The organism is Amycolatopsis sp. NBC_01480 (assembly GCF_036227205.1).
Lineage (GTDB): Bacteria > Actinomycetota > Actinomycetes > Mycobacteriales > Pseudonocardiaceae > Amycolatopsis.
The window spans coordinates 3188480-3210547 of the sequence record NZ_CP109442.1 but is presented as its reverse complement, the minus strand read 5'-3'; the positions used below and the strand labels follow the sequence as shown (position 1 = coordinate 3210547).

At 70.1% G+C, this 22068-nt stretch carries 22 protein-coding genes; 4 read left to right on the top strand and 18 right to left on the bottom strand.

The window, feature by feature from the left end:
- The first annotated feature begins 44 nt into the window (after positions 1-44).
- A complete protein-coding gene (locus OG371_RS15215) occupies positions 45-1106 on the top strand; it encodes a hypothetical protein (protein ID WP_329069698.1) in 1062 nt (353 codons plus the stop codon).
- 217 nt (positions 1107-1323) lie between these two features.
- Positions 1324-4560 (top strand): beta strand repeat-containing protein, encoded by a 3237-nt coding sequence (locus OG371_RS15210; RefSeq protein WP_329069694.1) that lies wholly within the window; start codon positions 1324-1326, stop codon positions 4558-4560.
- A gap of 65 nt (positions 4561-4625) precedes the next feature.
- On the opposite strand, the gene OG371_RS15205 is transcribed toward OG371_RS15210, so the two are convergent.
- A complete protein-coding gene (locus tag OG371_RS15205; RefSeq protein ID WP_329069692.1) occupies positions 4626-5402 on the bottom strand; it encodes a dioxygenase family protein in 777 nt (258 codons plus the stop codon).
- 154 nt (positions 5403-5556) lie between these two features.
- Between OG371_RS15205 and OG371_RS15200 the strand changes: the two genes are divergently transcribed.
- Positions 5557-6009, top strand: a complete 453-nt coding sequence (locus OG371_RS15200) for an SRPBCC family protein (protein WP_329069690.1) — start codon at positions 5557-5559, stop codon at positions 6007-6009.
- Positions 6010-6035: 26 nt separating this feature from the next.
- On the opposite strand, the gene dnaB is transcribed toward OG371_RS15200, so the two are convergent.
- From dnaB to OG371_RS15125, 15 genes are all read right to left on the bottom strand, one after another.
- A complete protein-coding gene (dnaB, locus tag OG371_RS15195; protein WP_091624876.1) occupies positions 6036-7439 on the bottom strand; it encodes a replicative DNA helicase in 1404 nt (467 codons plus the stop codon).
- A 723-nt stretch (positions 7440-8162) separates the two neighbouring features.
- Positions 8163-8966: an ESX secretion-associated protein EspG gene (locus OG371_RS15190; RefSeq protein ID WP_329069688.1), complete on the bottom strand. Its 804-nt coding sequence runs from the start codon at positions 8964-8966 to the stop codon at positions 8163-8165.
- An 11-nt stretch (positions 8967-8977) separates the two neighbouring features.
- A complete protein-coding gene (locus OG371_RS15185; protein WP_329069686.1) occupies positions 8978-10336 on the bottom strand; it encodes a hypothetical protein in 1359 nt (452 codons plus the stop codon).
- Positions 10337-10375: 39 nt separating this feature from the next.
- Positions 10376-10966, bottom strand: a complete 591-nt coding sequence (locus tag OG371_RS15180; RefSeq protein WP_329069684.1) for a DUF3558 domain-containing protein — start codon at positions 10964-10966, stop codon at positions 10376-10378.
- 8 nt (positions 10967-10974) lie between these two features.
- Positions 10975-11343 (bottom strand): hypothetical protein, encoded by a 369-nt coding sequence (locus OG371_RS15175; protein WP_329069682.1) that lies wholly within the window; start codon positions 11341-11343, stop codon positions 10975-10977.
- Positions 11344-11527: 184 nt separating this feature from the next.
- Positions 11528-12115 (bottom strand): DUF3558 domain-containing protein, encoded by a 588-nt coding sequence (locus tag OG371_RS15170; RefSeq protein ID WP_329069680.1) that lies wholly within the window; start codon positions 12113-12115, stop codon positions 11528-11530.
- A 233-nt stretch (positions 12116-12348) separates the two neighbouring features.
- Positions 12349-12990 (bottom strand): DUF3558 domain-containing protein, encoded by a 642-nt coding sequence (locus OG371_RS15165; protein ID WP_329069678.1) that lies wholly within the window; start codon positions 12988-12990, stop codon positions 12349-12351.
- Positions 12987-13568, bottom strand: a complete 582-nt coding sequence (locus tag OG371_RS15160) for a DUF3558 domain-containing protein (RefSeq protein WP_329069676.1) — start codon at positions 13566-13568, stop codon at positions 12987-12989. Before OG371_RS15160 ends, OG371_RS15165 begins: the two co-directional genes overlap by 4 nt.
- A 173-nt stretch (positions 13569-13741) precedes the next feature.
- A complete protein-coding gene (gene rplI, locus OG371_RS15155) occupies positions 13742-14203 on the bottom strand; it encodes a 50S ribosomal protein L9 (protein ID WP_091624600.1) in 462 nt (153 codons plus the stop codon).
- An 11-nt stretch (positions 14204-14214) separates the two neighbouring features.
- Positions 14215-14463: a 30S ribosomal protein S18 gene (rpsR, locus tag OG371_RS15150; RefSeq protein WP_003098744.1), complete on the bottom strand. Its 249-nt coding sequence runs from the start codon at positions 14461-14463 to the stop codon at positions 14215-14217.
- 43 nt (positions 14464-14506) lie between these two features.
- On the bottom strand, positions 14507-15046 hold the full coding sequence (locus tag OG371_RS15145; protein ID WP_091624603.1) for a single-stranded DNA-binding protein: 540 nt from the start codon (positions 15044-15046) through the stop codon (positions 14507-14509).
- 18 nt (positions 15047-15064) lie between these two features.
- Complete coding sequence (gene rpsF, locus OG371_RS15140; RefSeq protein ID WP_329069673.1) at positions 15065-15412, bottom strand: 30S ribosomal protein S6; 348 nt, start codon at positions 15410-15412, stop codon at positions 15065-15067.
- 115 nt (positions 15413-15527) lie between these two features.
- On the bottom strand, positions 15528-16427 hold the full coding sequence (locus OG371_RS15135) for a hypothetical protein (RefSeq protein ID WP_329073079.1): 900 nt from the start codon (positions 16425-16427) through the stop codon (positions 15528-15530).
- Positions 16428-16531: 104 nt separating this feature from the next.
- Positions 16532-17425, bottom strand: coding sequence for a hypothetical protein (locus OG371_RS15130; RefSeq protein ID WP_329069671.1), 894 nt, complete (start codon positions 17423-17425; stop codon positions 16532-16534).
- Between the two features lie 146 nt (positions 17426-17571).
- On the bottom strand, positions 17572-18399 hold the full coding sequence (locus OG371_RS15125) for a hypothetical protein (RefSeq protein ID WP_329069669.1): 828 nt from the start codon (positions 18397-18399) through the stop codon (positions 17572-17574).
- 110 nt (positions 18400-18509) lie between these two features.
- Between OG371_RS15125 and OG371_RS15120 the strand changes: the two genes are divergently transcribed.
- Entirely contained in the window at positions 18510-19283 is a 774-nt protein-coding gene (locus OG371_RS15120) for a deoxyribonuclease IV (protein WP_329069666.1), read from the top strand.
- 53 nt (positions 19284-19336) lie between these two features.
- Here OG371_RS15120 and OG371_RS15115 read toward each other — a convergent pair whose 3' ends face one another.
- A complete protein-coding gene (locus OG371_RS15115) occupies positions 19337-20917 on the bottom strand; it encodes a glycosyltransferase family 87 protein (protein ID WP_329069664.1) in 1581 nt (526 codons plus the stop codon).
- A gap of 36 nt (positions 20918-20953) precedes the next feature.
- Positions 20954-22021: an ROK family transcriptional regulator gene (locus tag OG371_RS15110; protein WP_329069662.1), complete on the bottom strand. Its 1068-nt coding sequence runs from the start codon at positions 22019-22021 to the stop codon at positions 20954-20956.
- Between the last annotated feature and the right edge of the window lie 47 nt (positions 22022-22068).

Here is a 22068-nt window from a genome sequence, read left to right as displayed (position 1 = left end):
GGTTCCGCAACCACCCGGCGGGACCCAGTTGAGGAGAAGCACGAGTGAAGGACGCGGCGAACGAGGGACGGGGCGCGATGCGCGCCGGCCGTCTCGCTTCGCGTGCGCTCCTCGTGCTCGGCGGCGCGGTGGCAGCGACCGCCGCCGCGTGGGCCGTCTCCTCCGCGACCGCCTCCGCCGACACCGGCACCGTCGAAGCCGGCGGGGTCAGCGTCACGCCGGTCACCGACACCACGGTCGCGAACCTCGGCGACGTCACCCACGGCGTTTCGAGCTTCACCGGCGACGTCGCCGGTGCCGCGGTCGGCGCGGTCAACGGCGTGACCGCCTGCGAGCAGGACGCCACCACGTGGTCCGAGCCCGGCACCTCGCGGCCGATCTGCCCGCTCGACCCGCGCGACCACATCGGCGGCCCGCACACCGACCAGGTCCGGACCACCGACCACGAGGTGTCCGGCCGGGTCAGCGACGCCGTCGCCGACCTCGGCCAGGAAGCCGTCCTCCAGCCGGTGCGGCGCACCCTCGGCGCGGCCGAGCACATCGCGCGCAAGCCGGAGGACACCCGCCAGGTCATCGAGCAGACCGTCACCCCGTCGCCGGAGACGCCGGACCTCGGCAGCAAGGTCTGGGGCCTGCTCGACCCGAACCGGCACGGCAAGCTGATCGACCTGCCCGCGCTCCCGGCCTCGCCGGTCGAGCCCACCCCTGACTCCGCCGCCACCGGGACCACCGGTGACCCGGCGCAGAACCTCGGCGCAGCCGCGGTTTCCACCCCCGGCGCCCTGCGCGCGATGTTCCCGCTCGCGGGCCTCGCGCACACCGGCGCCCCGGCCGACGGCCTAGGTGACTCCTCGCACCACAAGGACCACCACAACCTGCCGCCGGCCCCGTTCAGCCCGGGTCAGCTCCCGATGGCTCCCCCGAGCATCCCGACTGCCCCCGGCGGCGGCTCCACCGCTCCCGGTGGCCACCTCGACGTGCTGAACTTCGGGGTCCCCTCGTGGGTCTCCGCGGCCGTCGACAACGCCGTGGCGGGTTCGACCCGCGCCGGCGTGCGGCACACGCCGCTCAGCCCGGGCGAGCAGCCCGGCGTCACTCCCGACTGATTCACCTCACCCGCGGGGTCGTTGACGCGCCCTGAAGCCAAGCGCCTTTTCGCGTACCGGCTCGGCGTCACCGACCGAACCCGCGGGTTTCTCGCGTGCGCACTTCTCCGCGCCCGCCGCCGCACCACCCCCTCCGGTGCGCTCCTCACTGTGCGAGCTCGCACGAGCGCACCCCCACAAGCCCGCAAGGGAACCCGAAATGAAGGAGAAAAACCCCATGCAGACCTGGGCAAAGCGCGGACTCCAGACCGCGTTGGTCACGGGTGGGTTGCTGATGCTGGGCACCGGCATCGCCTCGGCCGACGAAAACGTCAACCCTGACACCCCGGCCTCCCCGCTCGACCTGAACGTCACCGTCCCGATCGACACGTCGAACAACGCCATCGGCACGCCGCTCGGCCAGTACGACGTCCCGGCGTTCAAGACTGAGCTGAGCACCAAGCCGGTCACCGAAGCCGCGAAGGGCGTGCTCGCTTCGGCGAAGTCGCCGGCGGGCGCGGGCGACCTGACGGACAGCCTGCCGAAGGCCGACGGGCCGCGTGACCTCACGCCGACCCACGACGCGTTCAAGGGCAACAAGGTCTCGGGCGACGTGGTCGTCCCGATCCAGATCGTGGACAACGCGGTCGGCGTCATCGGCGACGCGAAGGTCGACGGCAGCTCGCAGGAGCAGACCTACTCGCACAACCAGGACATCGCGACCTCCGGCAAGGACTCCGGGCTCGCGGGCAACGTCGTGGCCCTCGACTGGGCGCTGCCGGTGCAGCTCGCCGGCAACGGCGTCGGCGTGGCCGGCGGCAGCGGCGCGGTGCACGGCGGCTCGGCCTACCAGAGCGCGTCCGAGACCGGCAACATCGACACCTCCGGCAAGGGCTCCGGCCTGTCCGGCAACGTCGTCGCGGGCCAGTTCGCCACCCCGGTCCAGGTGACCGGCAACGCGATCTCGTACCTGCTCGGCAACGCGTACAGCTCGTACGCCGCCGACACCTCCGCCACCTCCGGCGGGTCCATGCTCAGCAGCGGCAAGGGCGGCGCCGGCACGGGCAACGTGGTGGGCGCTCCCATCGCGCTGCCGGTGAAGTTCAACGGCAACGCCGGTGGCGTGTGGGGCTCGGACGCCGACACGGCGTCGAACTCCTCGGCCGACGCGAAGGCCGGCGACAAGCGCCCGGGCAGCCTGGCCGGCACGCCGACCTACATCGAGACCGACGGGGACAACTCGTTCCTGGCCGGCACCGCCGCCGCGGCGCAGCTCAGCCCGGTGGCCAACGTGGCCAACGTGGCCGCCACCTGGATCGGCAACGCCACCACCGGACACGCCGTCGACCGCGACAGCACGGCCGGCTCGACCTCCAGCACGGTGGACTCGGGCGGCTTCGTCAAGACCTCCGGTGACAACGCGGCCGGCTCGGCCAACGTGGTCGACCCCGCCGTCGCCCTCCCGGTCGACGTCTGCGGCGTCGGCGCGACCTACATCGGCAACTCCCACGCCGCGTGCGACAACACCGTCGACGCGAACGCCGGCAACGGCAGCTACACCCGCGGCAACGGCTCCGTGCTCGGCGCCAACGTCGTGAACACCCAGGCCGCGGGCGCGCCCGAGGTCTACGGCATCGGCGCCAGCCACATCGGCAACGCGTCGGGCACCGCCAACGAGGACAAGACCGTCACGGCAGGTGGCTACGACGGCAGCCAGGGCACCGACTCCTCCGGGTCGGGCAACATCGTCCAGGTGCCGGTCGGCGTGCCCGCCGAGGTGTTCGGCGTCGGTGGCTCGTTCATCGGCCAGGGCTCGGCCGAGGCGCACGAGACCAAGGTCGTCCAGGGCGGCGGCGGCGGCAACACCGCTGATGACAACGGCTTCCTGAGCTCGAACCTGGGCACCGTCCCGGTGTCGACCCCGGTGCAGCTGTTCGGCATCGGCGGCGCGTTCGTGGGCCAGGGCCACGGCAAGGCCACCACCGACACCACCTCGGGCGCCGGCTCCGACGTGCACGCGAGCGGCCCGAACGGCGCCGGCGCGGGCAACATCGTCGAGGCCCCGGTCTCGCTTCCCGTGCAGGGCCACGGCATCGGCGGCGCGGTCGGCGGCATCGGCACCGGCTGGGCCGACAACCTGACCGACTCGAAGGCCGGCGGCGACGCCAGCACCGACGGCAAGGGCGGCGGCATCGCCGGCAACATCGTGAAGGCGCCGATCGCCGGCGCGCTCACTCCCTCGGGCACCGGTGTCGCGGGCGCGGCCCTGGGCCACGGTGGCGGCAGCAACGACATCACCTCGACCGCGGGCGGCAGCTCCCTGACCAACGGTGACGCGGGCGCGGTTGCCGGCGACATCGTCGGCGCGGACGCGGAGCCGGTGGCGCAGGTCATCGGTGACTCGGTCTCGGCCGCGGGTGTGGCCTCCGGCGACGCCACCAACAGCACTGCCGTGACCAACGCCGGTGACGACACCACGTCGGGCGTCGAGGGCTCGGTTTCGGGCGACATCCTCGACCTGCCGGTGACCGCGGTGCCGTACGTGACGGACGACGCGATCAGCGCGGCCGGCGTGTCGCACTCGGTCGGCGACAACATGATCACCGCCACCAACGGGGGCACCCCCACCACCGATGGTGACGGCAGTGCGCTGTCCGGCTACGACTTCTACCACGCCCTGCCGGTCGACGTGCCGGTCTTCGGCGTGCCGCTGGCGCTGCTGGGCACCGCGACCTCGGAGGGGACCGACTCCACCGAGCTGACCGAGCCGTCGCTCGACGCGCCGCTCGGCAACGAGATGGCCGCTGACCAGCTGCCGGCGCTGCCGGACCTGTCGCAGGGCCTCCCGGCGCTGCCGACCGGTGCCGGGCTGCCGGCCCTGCCGCAGCTGCCGGCGATGTCCATGCTGCCCGTCCCGGGTGCCGAGCGTGCCGACCTGCCGCAGGTCAGCGGCCTGTCGGCGCTGGGGCAGCTGCAGCAGCTCAAGGGCGCGGGTGCGCTCCCGTCGCTGAGCGGTCTGGGCAGCGGCGTGCACGCGCCGGCGCTGCCGGGCCTGGCCGGGGTTCCGGCCCTGCCCGCGGTCCCGGCTCTGCCCGGCGTTCCGGCGCTGCCCGGCACCGCCGGCCGGTCCGACGCTTCGGCCCTGCCGGCGCTGCCGACCCAGCTGCCGGTGAAGGCTTCGCTGCCGACGCTGAGCCAGCTGCCCGCCGTGACGGCGCTCCCGGCCCTGCCGGGCGTGCCCGCCCTGCCGGGTGTGCCGACCACGATGCCGGCCCAGCTGCCGACCGCCGGTCTGCCGACGCTGCCCGTCGTCTCGGCGCTGCCGGTCGCGGGCCTGCCTGCCCTGCCGACCGCCGGCCTGCCCACCGCGGGGCTGCCGGCCGCGCAGGTTCCGGCGCTGGCCGGGATGGACTCGTCCCCGCTGGGTGCGATCCAGAAGCTGGCCGCCAAGGTGACCGGCTTCTTCAAGAAGTGAACAGCTAGCCAGTAAACGAAACGGGCCCGGAAGCAGCCAGCTTCCGGGCCCGTTTTCTTGTCCGCTCAGGAAAACTCGAGTGAGCGCTTGGCGAGGCCGTACCAGAACCCGTCGATGACGGTGCGGCCCGAGCCCTCGGCGGAGCTGGCGCCGAGCGACACGAACAGCGGCGCGAAGTGCTCGATCCGCGGGTGCGCGAGGGCGGCGGCCGGGGCCTTGCGCCGGAAGTCGAGCAGCGCGTCGACGTCGCCGGCGCGCAGCACCTCGTCGCCCCACTGGTCGAACTCGGCGGACCACTGCGGTGGCGTGCCGGCCGTGCCGTCGACCTGGCGCATGGCGCTCAGGTTGTGCGTGAAGAAGCCGCTTCCGATGATCAGCACGCCCTCGTTGCGCAGCGGTGCGAGCTTGCGGCCGACGTCGAAAAGCGCCTGCGGGTCGAGGGACGGCATCGAGATCTGCAGCACCGGGATGTCGGCGCCGGGGTACATCTCGACGAGTGGCACGTACGCGCCGTGGTCCAGCCCGCGCTCCGGCGCGTCGTGCACCGGCGTCGTGGTGGAGTGCAACAGTTTTCGGACCTGGCGGGCCAGCTCGGGCGCGCCGGGCGCGGCGTACTCGACCTGGTAGTAGCGGTCGGCGAAGCCCCAGAAGTCGTAGACCAGCGGGACGGTGGTGGTCGCCCCGAGCGTCAAGGGCGCCTCTTCCCAGTGCGCCGAGACGATCAGGATCGCCTTCGGCCGCGGCAGGTTCGCGGACCAGCCCGCCAGCTGCCGGGTCCACGTCGCGTCGTCGGCGAGCGGCGGCGCACCGTGGCTGAGGTACAGGACCGGTGTTGGCGCCATCGTTTGCCTCCAATATTTGAAACTTCAACTACCAGAGTACGCGACGTCGGCGAGTTCCGGGATATTTCCTGGATCAGCGGAAGTTTCATCGACAGAAAGTTTTCTGTGACTGTAAACTAAGCTCGACCCGGTCCGACTGAGTGAGGAAGCCACCATGAGCGCCATCCACATCGTCCGCGACTACCCGCACTCCCCCGCGAAGGTCTGGCGAGCCGTCACCGACCCGGCGCTGATCCCGCGGTGGACCTCGACCGGCGCGGGCGGCCGTCCGGAGGGCCTGGTCCTGGTGCCGGGCGCGAAGTTCCAGTTCCACGCGAAACCCAAGCCCGGCTGGAACGGGGTAGTGGACTGCGAGGTGCTCGAAGTGATTGAGCCGTCGCTGTTTCGCTACTCGTGGACCGACAGCGCGGGCGGCGACGTGACGGAGGTCGTGTACCGGCTCGAGCCCCACGCCGGCGGCACGCGTTTCACCTACGACCACACGGGTTTCACCGGGGTCGGCGGATTTCTCATGGCCCGGCTGCTCGGCACCGTCCGCCGGAAGATGCTGCGAGCCGGCTTACCCGCCGTCCTGGACACCCTCGACGACGGTTCCCCCGTCGCGTAGCGGCGAGTGGATGGAGACCTTCCGCGTCAGTCGTGCGCGAGGTCGACGAAACGGCTGTAGTGCAGCTGGTGCGCGACGACGATCGTGCTGGTCGGGCCGGCACGGTGCTTCGCCAGGATCAGGTCCGCCTCGCCGGCGCGGGGGTCGTCGCGCTCCCAGGCGTCCGGTCGGTTGATCAGGATGACGATGTCCGCGTCCTGCTCCAGCGAGCCGGACTCACGCAGGTCGGACAGCATCGGCTTCTTGTCGGTGCGCTGTTCCGGGCCACGGTTCAGCTGGGAGATCGCGATCACCGGTACCTCGATCTCCTTCGCCAGCAGCTTGAGCTGCCGCGAGAACTCCGAGACCTCCTGCTGCCGCGACTCGACGCGCTTGCCCGACGTCATCAGCTGCAGGTAGTCGACGATCACGAGCTTGAGGTCGTGCCGCTGCTTGAGCCGCCGGGCCTTCGCGCGGATCTCCATCATCGTCATGTTCGGCGAGTCGTCGACGAACAGCGGCGCCTCGGAGACCTCGCTCATCCGCCGGGCCAGCCGGGTCCAGTCGTCGTCGGACATCTTGCCACCGCGCATGTCGGCGAGCCGGATCTTGGCTTCGGCCGAGAGCATGCGCATGACGATCTCGGTGCGGCTCATTTCCAGCGAGAAGATGACGCTGGTCAGGCCGTGCTTGATGGACGCCGAGCGGACGAAGTCCAGGCCGAGGGTCGACTTGCCGACACCGGGGCGGGCCGCGACGATGATCATCTGGCCGGGGTGCAGGCCGTTCGTCAGCTCGTCGAAGTCGGCGAACCCGGTCGGGATGCCCTGCGACTGGCCGCCGCGCGAGGCGATCGCGTCGATCTCGTCCATGGTCGGCTGCAGCAGGTCTTCGAGCGCGACGTAGTCCTCGCTCGTGCGCCGCTCGGTGACGTCGTAGATCGCGGCCTGCGCGCGGTCGACGACCTCGTCGATGTTGGCGCCGTCGGCGGCCGCCGCGCCGTAGCCGTACTGCACGATCCGCGTGCCCGCCTCGACGAGCCGGCGCAGCACCGCCTTCTCGGAGACGATCTCGGCGTAGTAGCCGGCGTTGGCCGCGGTGGGCACGGTCGCGATCAGCGTGTGCAGGTACGGCGCACCGCCGACGCGGCCGAGCTCGCCCCGCCGCTCCAGCTCGGCCGAGACCGTGATCGGGTCGGCGGGCTCGCCGCGGCCGTAGAGGTCGAGGATGCAGTCGTACACCGCCTGGTGCGCAGGCCGGTAGAAGTCGCCGGGGCCGAGCGCCTCGATGACGTCGGCGATCGCGTCCTTCGACAGCAGCATGCCGCCCAGCACCGACTGCTCGGCCGCGAGGTCCTGCGGCGGCTGGCGGTCGAAGCCGCCGGACCCGGGGTCGCTCGGACCCGGGTCGGACTCCGCGTACGTCGGACCGCGGTCGTCGGTCAGCGCCACCGCCCCGGACACCTCCTCGGCCGACCGCACCCCGGCCGGCTCACGCTTCACTTCTCGAACAGGTCATGTGTCGAACTGCCCGGCACCGGCCCGTTTCACGTAACCCGAGTCATGCGAACACCAGTTCGATTATGCCGGATCCTCCCCGGCTTTCCCAGTCGCCCGCCGAACCCCTCCTGATGATGTACGGCGTCCCTCTCGCCCGTGGATCGACGCGCCGAGCGCCACCGTGAGTACTGGGCGACAGCGCACGCTAGATCCCTCGTTAGGAGCAATGCAATTCCGGGTGTTGACCGTCCTGTGGACAACTTGTGGATGACTGGGGGCAACCAGTCACAGGCAGCCGTAACGCTGTGGACAAGTTGGGGACAAGGCTGATCGGCTTGGATAAACCCCCAGGTCAAGCCCTGCGCAGAGACTGTGGAGAACTTTGTCGAAACTCGTCCGGCGTGTCGCGCCCGGCGCGTCGTTCGGCGTGTCGCGGCCGACCCGGTTCAGCCGCCTGTGGATGAATGCTACGGAGCGTAGAGCCATGACACGGTGGGCTGAACGGACGACGAGGAGCGGCATTGCCGACCCGCCCGCTGCGCTGTGTAACCGCTGAGCGAGAAGCCGCAGGTAGGACCCCCGCGGGGTGCGCCGGACACGAAAACCGGGTGAGGTTCACCGTCCGGCCATGTTGGCTTGGCACGGCGGAAACCCCACCCGGCGTAGTGCGTCAGGTCAGCCCAAGGCGCTCTGTGCGTTCCGGATCCGCTCCCCGATCACCTGCGGGGTGCCCGGGGTGAACACCACGAGCGAGTCGTCCCGCCCCGGGCGTTCCTCCATCAGCCAGCGGCCTTCGCTCACGTCGATGAAGTTGAGCGGCCGCGGGCTCCGGCGCCGCCGGCCCCCGTTCGGCCGCGCCGCGACGTACAGGCTGCCGGCCCCGGTCCGCGGCGCCTTGAGGATGCGCTGCATCTCCTTGAGCGGCGAGAGCTGTTCGCTCCGCCCCGGCGCCGACCGCATGATCGAGCGCTGGGTCTCGTCCTCCGCGGACGCGGACCGGCCGCTCTCGAACTCGCTCTTGCTGGTCACCAGCGGCTGCCCGTTGGCGCCTCGGCTCTGCGGGATCATGTCGAGGAAGGTCTGCAGCAGCAGGTCGGAACGCTGCCGCTGGACCGTCACGGTGTCCTCGCCCGCGACCCGGATCAGGCCGAACCCACCACCGCTGCCACTGCCGACGAGTACGGAGTAGTTCGCCGGGCTGCCGTCCTCGAACTCCCCGTCGAACCAGCCGTAGTACTCCAGCTGCGGGTGCGAGATCGACTCGACGAGGCTCAGCAGGTCCCGGTCCATCCCGCGCGCGCCCATCAGGCCGTTTTCGGTGAGGACGGCGTTGACCTGCTGGTCGAGCGTGCGCTCGGCGGTCTCGTCGTAGAAGGTCGGCACCTCGGAGAACGTCTGGTGCGCTTCACCGCCCCGGCGCTTGATCAGGTTGAGCAGCGTCGGGATGGTGAACTTGGTGGGACGGTCCAGAGTGATCACGTTTCCAGGCCTCATTCACCGATGACAGGAGGAGCAGTCAGCTCGTCGGAGCCGAACAGCTCGTTGGGGTCTTCCTCAACGAGGTACTTGGTCTCGTGCTCCTCGTCGCCGGGCCCCTTGCCGCCCTTGCCCGCGCCACCCATGCCGCCCATGCCGGACGCACCGGCCCGGCCGGCCGCGCCACCCGCGGCGCCGCCGCGCATGCCGCCGATTCCGCCCGCACCAGCTCCAGCTCCGGCGCCGCCGGCCCCGGACATCGCGCCACCGCCGCCGAAGCCGCCCGGCCCGAAGCCGGCCACTCCGCCGACGCCCGAGCCCGAACCGGCCCCGCCGCCACCGGGACCGAAGCCACCGCCACCGCCGCCCAGCCCGAAGCTCGCGCTACCACCGGGCCCGAAGCTGCTCGGATCAAGCGACGGAGGCACATAACTCGACGCCGAAGTCGTGTCCGACCCCGGGATATGACTGCCGCCGGGCAGGTTCGCGGTCGGGTCCCCGATGTTGCCCGGCCCGTGGGGCAGGCTTCCGGTCGGCACCTTGGTGTCGAACTTCGGCATGTTCCCGGTGTTGGGCGGAGTGAAGCTCCCGCCGCCACCGCCGCCGCCGGCTCCGTTGAATCCGCCACCGCCACCGCTGCCGGGGCCGCCGGGGAACTTCCCGCCGCCACCCGGGGGGTTCGACAGGTTGTTCCCCTGCCACGCGCTGTACTGCGGCAGCCCGCCGGCGTTGCTGCTGCTGGCGTTGTAATAGTTCGTGTAGGCCTGGACGTTGGCCTTGCCGACCTCGTTGTACTTGTTGATCTGATCGTCTTTGTCACTGAACGGGTTGACCCCGTCGAGGAACCCCGCGGACGGCGGGTCCTTGGCGATCTCCTGCACGCTCTTGTGCACGGTGCCGAAGCTCTCGACCTGAGTGTTCAGGTACGTGTGGCTCTTCTGGAGGTTGCTGGCCGAGTCCTGCAGCCAGAGACCGAGCGGGTGCGCGCCGGCCTGCGCGGCGGTTGCGCCACCGCCCTGCCAGGCGGCGTCCATGCTCTTGTTGAGCGTGTCGATCTGCGTGACACGGTCGGCATGGACCTGCTGCAGCGCACCGGCCGCGGTCACACCGTTGTTGAGAGACTCTGAGTTGCCCGGGTTGATCTTCTCCCAGATCGTCCGGGCGTCGATGGACCGCCCGCCGACGTTCGCTTCGGCGTTCTGCGCCTCCGGACCGCCGCTGAACAGACCGACCAGGCTGCCGGCGAGGGCACCGACGCCCGCGCCAACCGCCGTGCCGAGGACCGGAACGACCGACCCCACGGCGGCACCAACCCCTGCGCCAGCCGCGGCGTACTTCAGTTCCTTGCCGACGGTGTTGGCATCATTCCCCATGATGTGCCACTCCTTCCGAGGCTCTTGGGCTCATGGTGATCACGAATTCAGGTGCGTGATCATCGCGGTCGCGAACCTTTTCGCGACGCCGCACGGGTCAGTTTTGTTCGCGCCGACACCGATGTTCGGGATCACTGAGACTGCCAGTTGGTCGGTGACGCCGACCCAGAGCGTGCAGCTGCCGTCCGCACGCGCGTCCTGGATGTCGGTGTAGACACCCGGGTAGCCGTTGATGTCGACGGGCTCGAAGTACGCAGCGCCGGTCTTCTTGGTGTAGATGTCGCTGATGCCACCGGTGTTCTGCGGCAGCGGTGTCAGCGCGACTTGGTTCTGCTCCGTCTGAGTAGCCTTCCAGGTGCAGCTGACCAGGTTGCTCGTGCTGTCTTTCTTGCCGGGTGAGCGAAGGCCGACCTGGGTTGCTTCCGCCTCGGTCAGGACGCTGCACGGGTCGCTGAGCAGGGCCTGAGTGGCCAACGGGGCGGGTACCTTCGGTCCGTCGCCGGATGAGCTGCTGCTCGGGCTCTGAGACGGCGAAGGGTCCTCGGAGCCGCCATTGCCGCCGCTGCAGGCGGTAAGAAGGCCGAGGGCGGCGACGGTCGCGGCGGCGAGCCGGACGGTACGGGGCAGCATGGGGTAGCTCAGACTCCTTGACCTGTTTTGCTGGCGGAATCGCGGGCCTCTTGTTCGGCCACGGTGATCTTGTTCTTGGCCGCCTTGAGCGCCGTGATGAAGTTGTTCACGTACTCAGACATCCGCTGGTGCTGTTCGAGCAGGGTCTGCCCGGACGGGTTGGCACCCTTGTCGATGAAGTCATTGCTGGCGGGCTCGTCGGCCGGTCGTTTGACTCCGGCGATCGTCCGGGCGTGCGCGAGGTCTTTGCTCAGGTCGTCGGAGAGGGCCTGCCACTTCGTGATGACGGAGTCGACCTCGTCCGCGCTGAACTTGTACCCACCGGCCGGGCCGTAACCGCCGACTTGGATCGGTGCTGGTGGTGGCACTTCGGCCATGGTCCAAGACCCCCTTAGCTACTTCCCGCTCCCCAATTGGCGAGATCAGCAACTTGGATGGTAACTCAACGCGGTTGGTTCCCGCTGCCGGTTCGGAAACTACGGAAAGGCAAGGTCGGCCGCATGGTTTAAGCGCCCGAATGGGTGAACGTTGAAGCAGGGGCAGCTCCCCCCGGGGCCATGGTCAGGCTGCGCCCTTCAGATGTTGGATCATCGCTTCCGCGACGTTCTGCGCGATGGCGCAGGTGTTCGATTTGGAGTCGTCCGAGGAGATCTGGGCGTTGACCGATGCGGCGAGCTGGTCGGTGACGCCGACCCAGACGGTGCAGTTCCCGGAAGGGCGGCCGTCGTGGACATCGCTGAGGACGCCTGGGTAACCGTCGACAGTCACGGGGTCGAAGTACGCAGCTTGCGGTTTGCCGGCGTAGATGTCGCTGATGCCGTTTTTGTTTCCCGGCAGCGAGCCGATGAAGATGACGTTGCCGTCGTCCTTCTTGGACACCCAACGGCAGTCCGGTCCGACGCTCGGGTCGCCGGCGGTGTCCGACTTCGTCCCCGCGCCGGCGAAATTGAGGGCGTCGAACTGGCTGGGCGCGATGACGGCGCAGGGGTTCGAGAGCAGGTCGCCGGTGGGTAGTGGGGCTGGGACCTTGAGGTTCGCGGCCACGTCGGCGCTCGATGGGGCGGGCGCGGTGGGCGGCGTGTTGTCGGTCTTGGTGCCGCAGGCGGTGAGCAGGCAGAGGGCGCCGAGTGCGGCGCCGGTGAGCTGCACGGTGCGGGACATGCGCACGGGAATCCCCTCTTCGGTACGGAAGCGACTCGGATGCTAACTCAGCGTGGCCCGACCCGTTGAAGGTTCCGGAGAACGGCAAAAGCGGGGCGCTCCCTGGAGTCGGGAGCGCCCCGCTTTCAACGGTGGAGCCGGTTCGCAACGACCTGGGCATCGAGACGGGCGGCGACGCCGGATGGTGTTGGCCTCGTTCGCCTCTCCCGAGGCTCTTGGGCTCAGGACGAGGACTTCAGGTGCGCGATCATCGCGGTCGCGAACTTCTTCGCGATGCCGCATGGGTCGTTCTTGTTCGGGCCGCTCTGGATGTTCGGGATGACGGAGACGGCGAGTTGGTCTGTGACGCCGACCCAGAGGGTGCAGCTGCCGTCGGCGCGGGCGTCTTGGATGTCGGTGTAGACGCCCGGGTAGCCGTTGATGTCGACGGGTTCGAAGTACGCAGAGCCCGGCTTCTTGGTGTAAATGTCGCTGATGCCGCCGGTGTTCTGTGGCAGTGCCGTCAGCCCGATTTGGCTCACTTCCGTTGCCGAGGACTTCCACATGCAGCCAGGCAATGTGCTCGTGCTGTCGTTTTTGCCGGGCGAGTTCAGGCCGACCTGGGTCGCTTCCGCGGCGGTCAGGATGCTGCACGGGTCGGTGAGCAAGGCTTGGGTGGGCAGCGGCGCCGGTACCTTCGGTCCATCGCTCGACGAAGTGGGGCTCGGGGATGGCGGAGGGCTCGAAGAGCCGCCGCTGCAGGCGGTGAGCAACCCGAGGGCAGCGACGGCGGCAGCCCGGACGGTGCGGGGCAGCCTGGGATACCTCAAACTCCTCAACTCGCTTTGGGGACGATGCCGCTCCGTCCGCGGCGTCGGGCTCATGACGATGCCTTCAGGTGCGTCACCATCGCGATTGCGAACTTCTTCGCGAGGGCGCACGGGTCGTTCTTGTTCGCGCCGACTCCGATTTGCGGGATGACCGAGACCGCGAGTTGGTCGGTGACGCCGACCCAGAGGGTGCAGCTGCCGTCGGCGCGGGCGTCCTGGATATCGGTGTAGACACCCGGGTAGCCGTTGATGTCGACGGGTTCGAAATACACGGAATGCGGTTTGTTGTCATAGATGTCGCTGATGCCGCCGGTGTTCTGCGGTAGTGGTGTCAGCCCGATCTGGTTCTGTTCCGTCGCCGAAGACTTCCAGACGCAGCCCTGCAGGCCCGAGGTGCGCTTCCGGCCCGGCGAAGCCAAGCCGACGCCGTCCGCTTCCGTGGCGGTCAGGGTGCTGCACGGGTCGGTGAGCAGGGCTTGGGTGGGCAGCGGGGCCGGTACCTTCGGTCCGTTGCCCGACGAAGTGGGGCTCGGGGATGGCGGAGCGCTCGACGAGCCGCCGCCGCAGGCGGTGAGCAGACACAGGGCGCCGAGGGTGGCGCCGACTAGCTGGGCGTTGCGGGAAAGGCGCACGGAGAGTCCCCCTCTTCGGTACGGAAGCGACTCGGATGCTAACTCAGCGTGGCCCGGTCCGTTGAAGGTACTGGAGAACAACAAAGGCGGCGCGCTCCCGAGAACAACAAAAGCGGGGCGCCCCCCCAGGAAATGGGAGCGCCCCGCTTTCGCGAAACAGGTGGAGCAGGGCGTCAGTTCGCGACGGCCTTGACCTCGAGGCGGACGTCGACCTTGACGTCCGGGTGGAGGCGGGCGCCGACGGAGTGCTTGCCGACCGTCTTGATGTGGTCGCGCAGCTCGAGGACGCGCTTGTCGAGCAGGGGGCCGCCAGCGGCCTTGATCGCGTCGACGATTTCGCCGGCCGTGATGGAGCCGAAGAGCTTCTTCGAGCCCTCCGCCGCCTTGCCGGTCAGCGGGATGGCGCCGAGGCCCTCGAGGGTCGCCTTGATTTCCTTGGCGTGGTCGAGGTCGCGGATGCGCCGGGACTCCTGTGCGCGCTTGATGGTGCGCACGTTCTTCTCGGCACCCTTGCTGGACGCGATCGCGTAACCGCGGGGCAGCAGGTAGTTGCGGGCGTAGCCGTCCTTGACCTCGACGATGTCGCCGGGGCCGCCGAGGTTCGCCACGTCCGTGGTGAGAATGATCTTCGCCATGACGAGCCTCCTCAGCGGGCAGTCGAGGTGTAGGGAAGCAGGGCCATCTCGCGCGAGTTCTTCACCGCGATGGCGATGTCCCGCTGGTGCTGGCTGCAGTTGCCGGTGACGCGACGGGCACGGATCTTGCCGCGGTCGGAGATGTACTTCCGCAGCAGGTTGGTGTCCTTGTAGTCGATCAGCTCCGGGCGGCCCTTCTTCTCGGCCTTGCAGAAAACGCAGACCTTCTTCTTGGGCTTACGGATGGGTGGCTTGGCCACTGTCTACTCCTGGAATCAAATCTTGGGTGATGAAAGTACGAGATCAGAACGGGGGCTCGTCGGCGAAACCGCCGCCGCCGCCACCTGCGGGGGGCGCGGAGCCCCACGGGTCGTCGGCGGGCGCGCCGCCTCCGCCACCGCGGTTGCCGCCACCGCCGCCACCGCCGTTGAAGCCGCCGCCACCGCCGCCGCCGAAGTCACCGCCGCCACCGCCACCGCGGCTGACCTTGTTGACCTTCGCCGTGGCGTAGCGCAGCGAGGGCCCGATTTCGTCGACTTCGAGCTCGACGACGGTGCGCTTCTCGCCTTCCTTGGTCTCGAAGGACCGCTGCTTGAGCCGGCCCTGCACGACCACGCGGGCACCGCGGGTCAGCGACTCGGCGACGTTCTCCGCCGCCTGGCGCCAGATGTTGCAGCGCAGGAACAGCGCCTCGCCGTCCTTCCACTCGCCCGACTGGCGGTCGAGGGTGCGCGGGGTGGACGCGACGGTGAAGTTCGCGACCGCCGCACCGGACGGGGTGAAGCGCAGCTCCGGGTCGGAAGTCAGGTTCCCGATCACCGTGATGACGGTGTCTCCAGCCACGGGTGGCGTCCCTTCGGATCAGGCCTTGGCGGCAGCGGGCGCAGCCGCGGCAGCAGCGGGCTTGGCCGCGGCGCGCTTGACCTCGCGGCGCATGACCTTCGTGCGCAGCACGGTCTCCTGCAGCGAAAGCTGGCGGTCGAGCTCCTTGACGGCGTCCGCGTCGGAGTTCAGGTCCAGCAGCGCGTAGATGCCCTCGGCGTGCTTCTTGATCTCGTACGAAAGGCGACGACGTCCCCAGACGTCAACCTTCTCGACGCTTCCGCCCGAAGTGCGGATCACGTTGAGGAAGTTGTCCAGTGTCGGGGCCACCGTGCGCTCGTCGAGCGTGGGGTCCAGGATGACCATTACCTCGTAATGGCGTGACATAACCACTCACCTCCTATGGGCTCGCGGCCACGGACTGTCCGTGGCAGGAGGGTTTGTCCAGGTAAGCGTACTCGGGGGCACCGACAGTCCCGCGCGGCGGGTCGCGCAGGACGGGTCAGGAGGCCCGGCGCAGCACCCAGGTGCGGACCAGCCCCGCGGTCACGCCGGCCAGCACGATCACCGCGAGCAGCATCGGCAGCTGGACGTCGTTCGCGCTGCCCGGCGCCGCGAGCGACTCGGCGTTGCCGGCGTTGCGGATGTCCGGGCCCTGGCCCTCGCTGTTCTGGCCGCCGACCTGCGGGGCCGAGGCGTCACCCGGCAGGGCGCCGTTGGCCGGGTAGCGGATGCCGGGGGCGATCGCCGTGCCCGGCGTCGCGGTGGGGATGCCGTTGTAGTCGCGCTGCGGCGCGGTGCCGCCGTTGCTGTTGCCCGGGACCAGGTTGGCGAGCGGCGAGCCGCCGGTGCCCGGGTTCGAGGACGAGCCGTTCGACGGGTCGTTGCTCGGCGCCGAGGACGACGGTGCGGTGTAGTTCGTGGCGAGCGTGGTCAGCGCGCAGGCCGACGCGACCTTGTTCTTGATCGCGGTCAGCACCTGGTTCTGGGTGCCGGCGGTGAGCCCGAGGCCGCTCGAGCCCTTCAGCGCGGTGGACACGACGGTGCCGATCGCGTCGCCGGCGATGGTGCCGCCCGCGGACTGCGGGATCTGGCCGACCTCGAGGTTTCCCTTGCCGGCAATGGTGTTCGCCAGCGCGTCCGGCCACACGGTGAGGAAGTTGAACAGGCCGACCTGCTCCTGTGCGGCCTGGCGGACGACGTCCTTGACCGAGGAGCCCGGCAGCGCGACGCTGTCGCCCATGCTGCCGCTCACCGAGCCCTTGCAGGTGCCGGCCAGCGTGGTCGCCGCCGAGGCGGTGCCGGAGCCGAGGAACGCGCCGCCCGTCACCAGGGCGGCCAGTGCGGTGACAGTGAGTGCTCGACGGGTTCTCTGCCAGGTGGGGGTCTTCCGCACGAGCAGTGTTCTCACGAGCTTGGTCCTCCAAAAGGTCCGGGGCAGTGTTATCGCTGGCCATTGTCACAGGAATAACGACCGGGACCTGCAAAAGATACTGGCGAGTCGGCCTAAGCAGAAGCGGCCATTCGGCGGAGTACCCAGGTGCGCACCAGGCCCGCGCTGACTCCGGAGAGTGCCAGAACGGCAACCAGCATGGGCCAGTCCAACCCGTTCGTGTGAGAGCTGCCGTCGGTCGGTAACGCCTCGGCCTGCCCGGCGTTCTGCACGCCCGCGCTGCCCGACGCCGGTCCGGCCGGGTTCGAGAGGCCGTACTGCGGCTGGTAACCCGGGATCTGGCTGCCGTACCGCAACGCGGGCGACGGGGTGAACAGGCCGGCCATCGCCATCGGGATGCCGCTGTAGTCGCGCATCGGCGCGTAACCGGTGCTGTAGCCGAAGGGCAGGCTGGTGAAGTTCGGGAACAGCGTCGAGAGCGGGCCGGCGCCACCGCCGGACGACGGCAGCAGCGGGCTGTTCGCCCCGGGAATCGGGTTCTGACCAGCGGGCGTGCCACCTTGCGGGGCACCGTTGTTCGGCGGCTGCTGCGGACTGCCGCCGGGGCCGGGGTTCTGCGGCGCGGGCTTGCCGCCGCTGAGCGCATTGCCGAGGTCGCCGGTCGTCTTGCTGAGCCCGTTGGTGGTGCCCTGGACCGCCTGGTTGACCGCGCTCGCGGCCGGGGCGCCGAGCACCGGGACCGGCGCGACGACGGTGTCGACCACCTTCACGGTGACCTGGCACAGCCCGCCGAGCAGCCCGCCGACCAGGCTGGTCAGTCCGTCCGTCACGGTCTTCAAACCGAAGGGCGTGGAAATGACGTCACCAGGTTTGACCGTGACGGTGTCCCCGCATTTCGCCGTGACGGTGTCCGCCGAGGCAGTGCCGGGCGCGGCGAAAACGGCCGAACCCGCCAGAACGAAGGCGGCGGCCCCCACCGCGGTGGCCCTCCGTGTCCGATGCTGCATGGTCGCCGACCCCTTCGCCGCATCCCGTCGAGCTTCTCTCCCCAGGACAACGACGGTAACGAAAACGAGTGACGCCCGCTCAGCCACCGATGTCCGGCATTCGGGTGGAAGCGGGCGTCACTCGTGGTGAGTAAAGGAAAGACGGGTCAGGCGGGCCTGCGGCGCAGCCACGCGCGCACCAGCGCCGCGGCGACGATCGCCAGTGCCAGCACCGCGATCAGCATCGGCAGCTTCGCCGGCGGCGCCACGGCGGGCAGGGCCTGCGCGCTGCCGGACTTCTTCTCGTCGACCGTCGGCGGCTGTTCCGGCACCTTGCCCGGGATGACCTGGGTGATCACCGGCGCCTGGACGAAGCTGGCGGGCAGCATCGCGGCGTTGGTGAACACCCCCGAGATGGAGTCGAGGCCGGCCAGCACGTCGCCGGGGCCGGTGGCCACCGGGTCGAGACTGCTGCCACCGCCGGGGTTCGGGCTGCCCGGTGAACCGCCCGGCGGCGGGGTGCCACCCGGAGGCGAACCAGGGGGTGTGCCGCCGGGGCCGCCCGGAGGCTGGGGCAGCGCGCCTTGGACGCCGCCGATCAGCGCCTGCGTCGTGTTGCCGACGCCGTTGGCCGCGCCCTGCACCACCGGGCAGACGGTGTTGCTCGCCGCGTCGCCGACCACCGGCACCTCGCCGACGCCCAGTGTGCGCACGACGTCGCCGACCGGGAGGTTCAGCAGGTTGTTCTGGCCGTCGGCCTGCTTCGACTTCGAGTCGAGGCCGACGGTGAGCCGGTTCGGCGCGTTGAGCGGGGCGCCCGCGTCGACGGTCAGGCCCTGGCCGTCCTTGCCGTTCTGGAGGGTGGCCGGGCAGCTGCCGCTGAGGGTGGGGCTGGTATCCGCGGCGGCGGTCGCCGGGAGCGCGATCGCGGCGGACAGCACCGGTACCGCGGCGGCGATCCCCAGCGCGGTGATCCGGGCGGCGTTCTTCCCCATACAAGCCCTCCGTCGGCCCCAGACTGGATCACGGAACGCGCTCACGGTACTCCACGAGCGTGACGAACTGGGCTCTCCGGTGCGGATTCACTCGGGGGTAGCGTGCTCGCATGAAGATTGGCGCCCATGTCCGAGACGACGATCCGCTCGCCGCCGTCGCCGAGCGAGAAGCCGAGGTCGTCCAGTTTTTCCTGTCTGACCCGCAAGGATGGAAGGCGCCGAAGCCGCATCCGCACGGCGAGGCGATCAAGGCGGCACCGGTCGAGGTGTTCATCCACGCGCCTTATCTGATCAACGTGGCGTCGCTGAACAATCGCATTCGCATCCCATCCCGTAAGAACGTCACGCAGCACGCGGCCGGCGCGGCCGAGATCGGCGCGAAGGGGCTCATCGTGCACGGCGGCCACGTCACCGCCGGCGACGACGTCGAGGACGGTTTGGCCAACTGGCGCAAGCTCTTCGAGCGCGAGGCCGAAAAGGGCGGCTTCGCCGTGCCGATCCTGATCGAGAACACCGCTGGCGGCGAGAACGCGATGACCCGCGAGCTGGACGTGATCGCGCGGCTCTGGGACAAGGTCGGCGAGTTCGGCGCGGGCTTCTGCTTCGACACCTGCCACGCTTACGCCGCGGGCTGGGACTTGGCCGACGCCGTCGAGAAGGTCAAGGCCATCACCGGCCGGATCGACCTGGTGCACCTCAACAACTCCCGCGACGAGTTCGGCTCCAACCGCGACCGCCACGCCAACGTGGTGGACGGCGACGGCACGATCGACCCCGAGGTGCTCGCCGAGGTCGTGCGCCAGGCCGGCGCCCCCGTGGTGGTCGAGACGCCGGGCGACGGGCAGGCCGCGGACATCGCCTACCTGCGCAAGCAGGTCGGCTGAGGCAAAAGCCGTCAAGGACTCCTTACCGGCGTGGGACGCGGGTAAGGAGTCCTTCACGGACTTTCGGCATGCCGGGCCGCCGCGTGCGCGGCCCTCGACGGCCGGCTGCGAAACCCTTGCAGCCGTACGCGATCGCGGGTTCGCTCGAGGACGCCGCCGGCTGGGTCGTCGTCGCCGGACAGCCGGACGAGGTCGGTGCGGGGGCGGTAGATCTCGCGGATCACCAGCACGCACAGCCCGATCACGGCCAGGTCGCGCACCACCACCGTGCCGAGGAACCAGCCCTCCGGCAGTCCTTTGTGGTCGGTGCCGAGGTAGTAGAACATCCGCGGCGCCCAGACCAGCGCGTCGATCACCATCCAGCCGAGCAGCAGCCGCCAGCGCGGGATCGCGAGCACCGCCAGCGGCACCAGCCAGAGCGAGTACTGCGGGCTCCACACCTTGTTCGTCAGCAGGAACGCCGCCACCACCAGGAAGGCGAGCTGCCCGAGCCGCGGCCGCCGCGGGGCGGTCAGCCCGATGTACGCGATCCCCGCGCAGCAGGACAGGAACAGCACCGCGACCACGATGTTGAGCCAGGTCGGCGTCTGTCCTTTTTGGAGCACGCCGTCGAAGCCGGTCCAGCCGGTGGCGTAGGAGAAGGCGTTGTAGAGCGAGTCCGGGTCCATCGGCCGCAGGGTGTTGAGCCGGAAGAACTCCCACCATCCGCGGGTCGCGACGAGGATGAACGGGACGTTCACGACCAGCCAGGCGAGCGCGGTGAACAGCGCTGTTCTCCCCCACGCGCGCAGTTTCCCCGCGCGCAGGCAGAGCACGAACAGCACACCGAGCAAGAACAGCGGGTACAGCTTCGTGGCCGCGCCGAGGCCGAGCAGCACGCCCGCCACCTCCGGCCGGCGGCGTGACCAGGCGAGCAGCGCGGCGGCGGTGAACGCCGTGGCGATGGCGTCGAAGTTCGTGAACGCGTGCACCAGCACCAGCGGCGAGGCCGCCACCAGCAGCGCGTCCCACGGCCGGCGTTTCATGGTGCGCCCGGTCGCCCAGACCGTGACCAGCCAGGCGAGCGCGAGCCAGAACGCGGAGATGTCGAAGTAGATCGCCACCGGCAGCGCGCCGGGCAGCCAGCCGGCGTCGGCGAGCGAGAGCCAGCCCGCCGCCAGTTTCGCGTTGACCCACTGGAAGAGCCCGCTGACCACCGGGTACTCCATGTACCGCGTCTGGTTCTCCGCGGTCTGCGTGTCCTCTTTCCACGAGGAGACGTACGGGAAGGTGTGCGGGTCGTTCAGCCGTTCGGAGCTGTAGAGCGGGACGATGTCGGAATAGCACATCGCGACGAACGGGCGCCCGGCCCGCCAGTCCAGCTGGTTGGCGCCGCTGGAGTCGGTGTACTGCTGGATGCACGAGGCCTTGCCGAACCAGCACACGACCAGTGCCAGCATCGCGACCGCGAGGCCGACGCGCTGTGGTGACCAGAACCAGTGCCTGCCGACCGCCGCGTGCTCGCCCAGCGGGCCGCCCAGCGGTCTCGTCGCCGCGGCCGCCAGCGGGTCGGTCCAGCTGGGCACTATCCGCTCGGCTGGGGTCAGCGTGCGGGGAGCCGCGTCCGGCTCTTCGTCGGTGGCTTGGTCGGGCACGCCGCGGATGTTATCGGTATGCAGGTCAGGAGCCTGTCATTTCGGCGTTTCGTAGAACCCGGCAAGCACCTCGAATGCCCCGCCCAAGGCCACCGCGTCCTCGCTCAAGGTGCTGAGCTCGACGTCGATCCGCTGCCAGTGCGGCACCGGCAGCAGCTCGCGCAGCTCACCGGCGACGGTGTCGCGGTAGACCTCCGGGGCGGCGCGCACGGCCCGGCCGAACAGCACGATCCGCTCCAGGTCGAGCACCTGCACCAGGTCGGCGAGCCCGATGCCGAGCAGCCGCGCGGCCTCCTCCGTGGTGGCCGCGGAGTTGTGCATGACCTCGACGCAGCCGCGCCGGCCGCACGCGCAGCGCGGGCCTTCGTACGCGATCGTGGTGTGGCCGAACTCACCGGCGTTCGTGCGCGGCCCGCGGTAGACCCGCCCGTCGACCAGCAGCCCGACGCCGATGCCGGTGCCCACGAGCACCACGGCCGCGGACGGCTCGGTCTCCTGCGGCCAGGCGTGCGCGAACGCCGCGGAGTTGGTGTTCTTGTCGAGCGTGACGGGCAGGCCGGTGCGCTCGGCCAGCAGGTCGCGCAGGGGAACGTCGTGCCAGCCGGGCATGTTCGTCGCGTCGCGGACGCGGCCCTCGAGGTGGTCGAGGGGGCCCACCGCGCCGACGCCGAGGCCCAGCACCCGCGCCGGGTCGACGTCGGCGAGCAGCTTGCGCGACGCGTCGGCGAGCGCGGTGACGGCCTGCTCGGGGGTGAAGCCGACGGGCAGCGGGCCTTCCACCACGTCCTCGGCGCCGCCGATCAGGTCGGTGCGCAGCACGCGGAACTCGTCGCGGTCCAGCTGGGCGCCGAGGGCGCACCGCGCCGAGGGCCGGATGCGCAGCAGCGTGCGCGGCTTGCCGACGCGGGTGGACGGCTGGCGTTCGACGTCCAGCAGCTCCGTCTCCAGCAACTCGGTGACGATTTTCGACACCGCTTGCTGGGTCAGCCCGCTACGCTCGGCGAGCTCGACGCGGCTGAGGCCGCCGGAGCGCAGGATGTGGCCGAGCAGCATCGCCCGGTTGTGCCGCCGCAGCCCGCGCAGGTTGACCCCGGATTCCGTCATGCGGTGATCTTCGCAGAGCTGGCTAGTTTCGCAACAGTGTTGTTTAA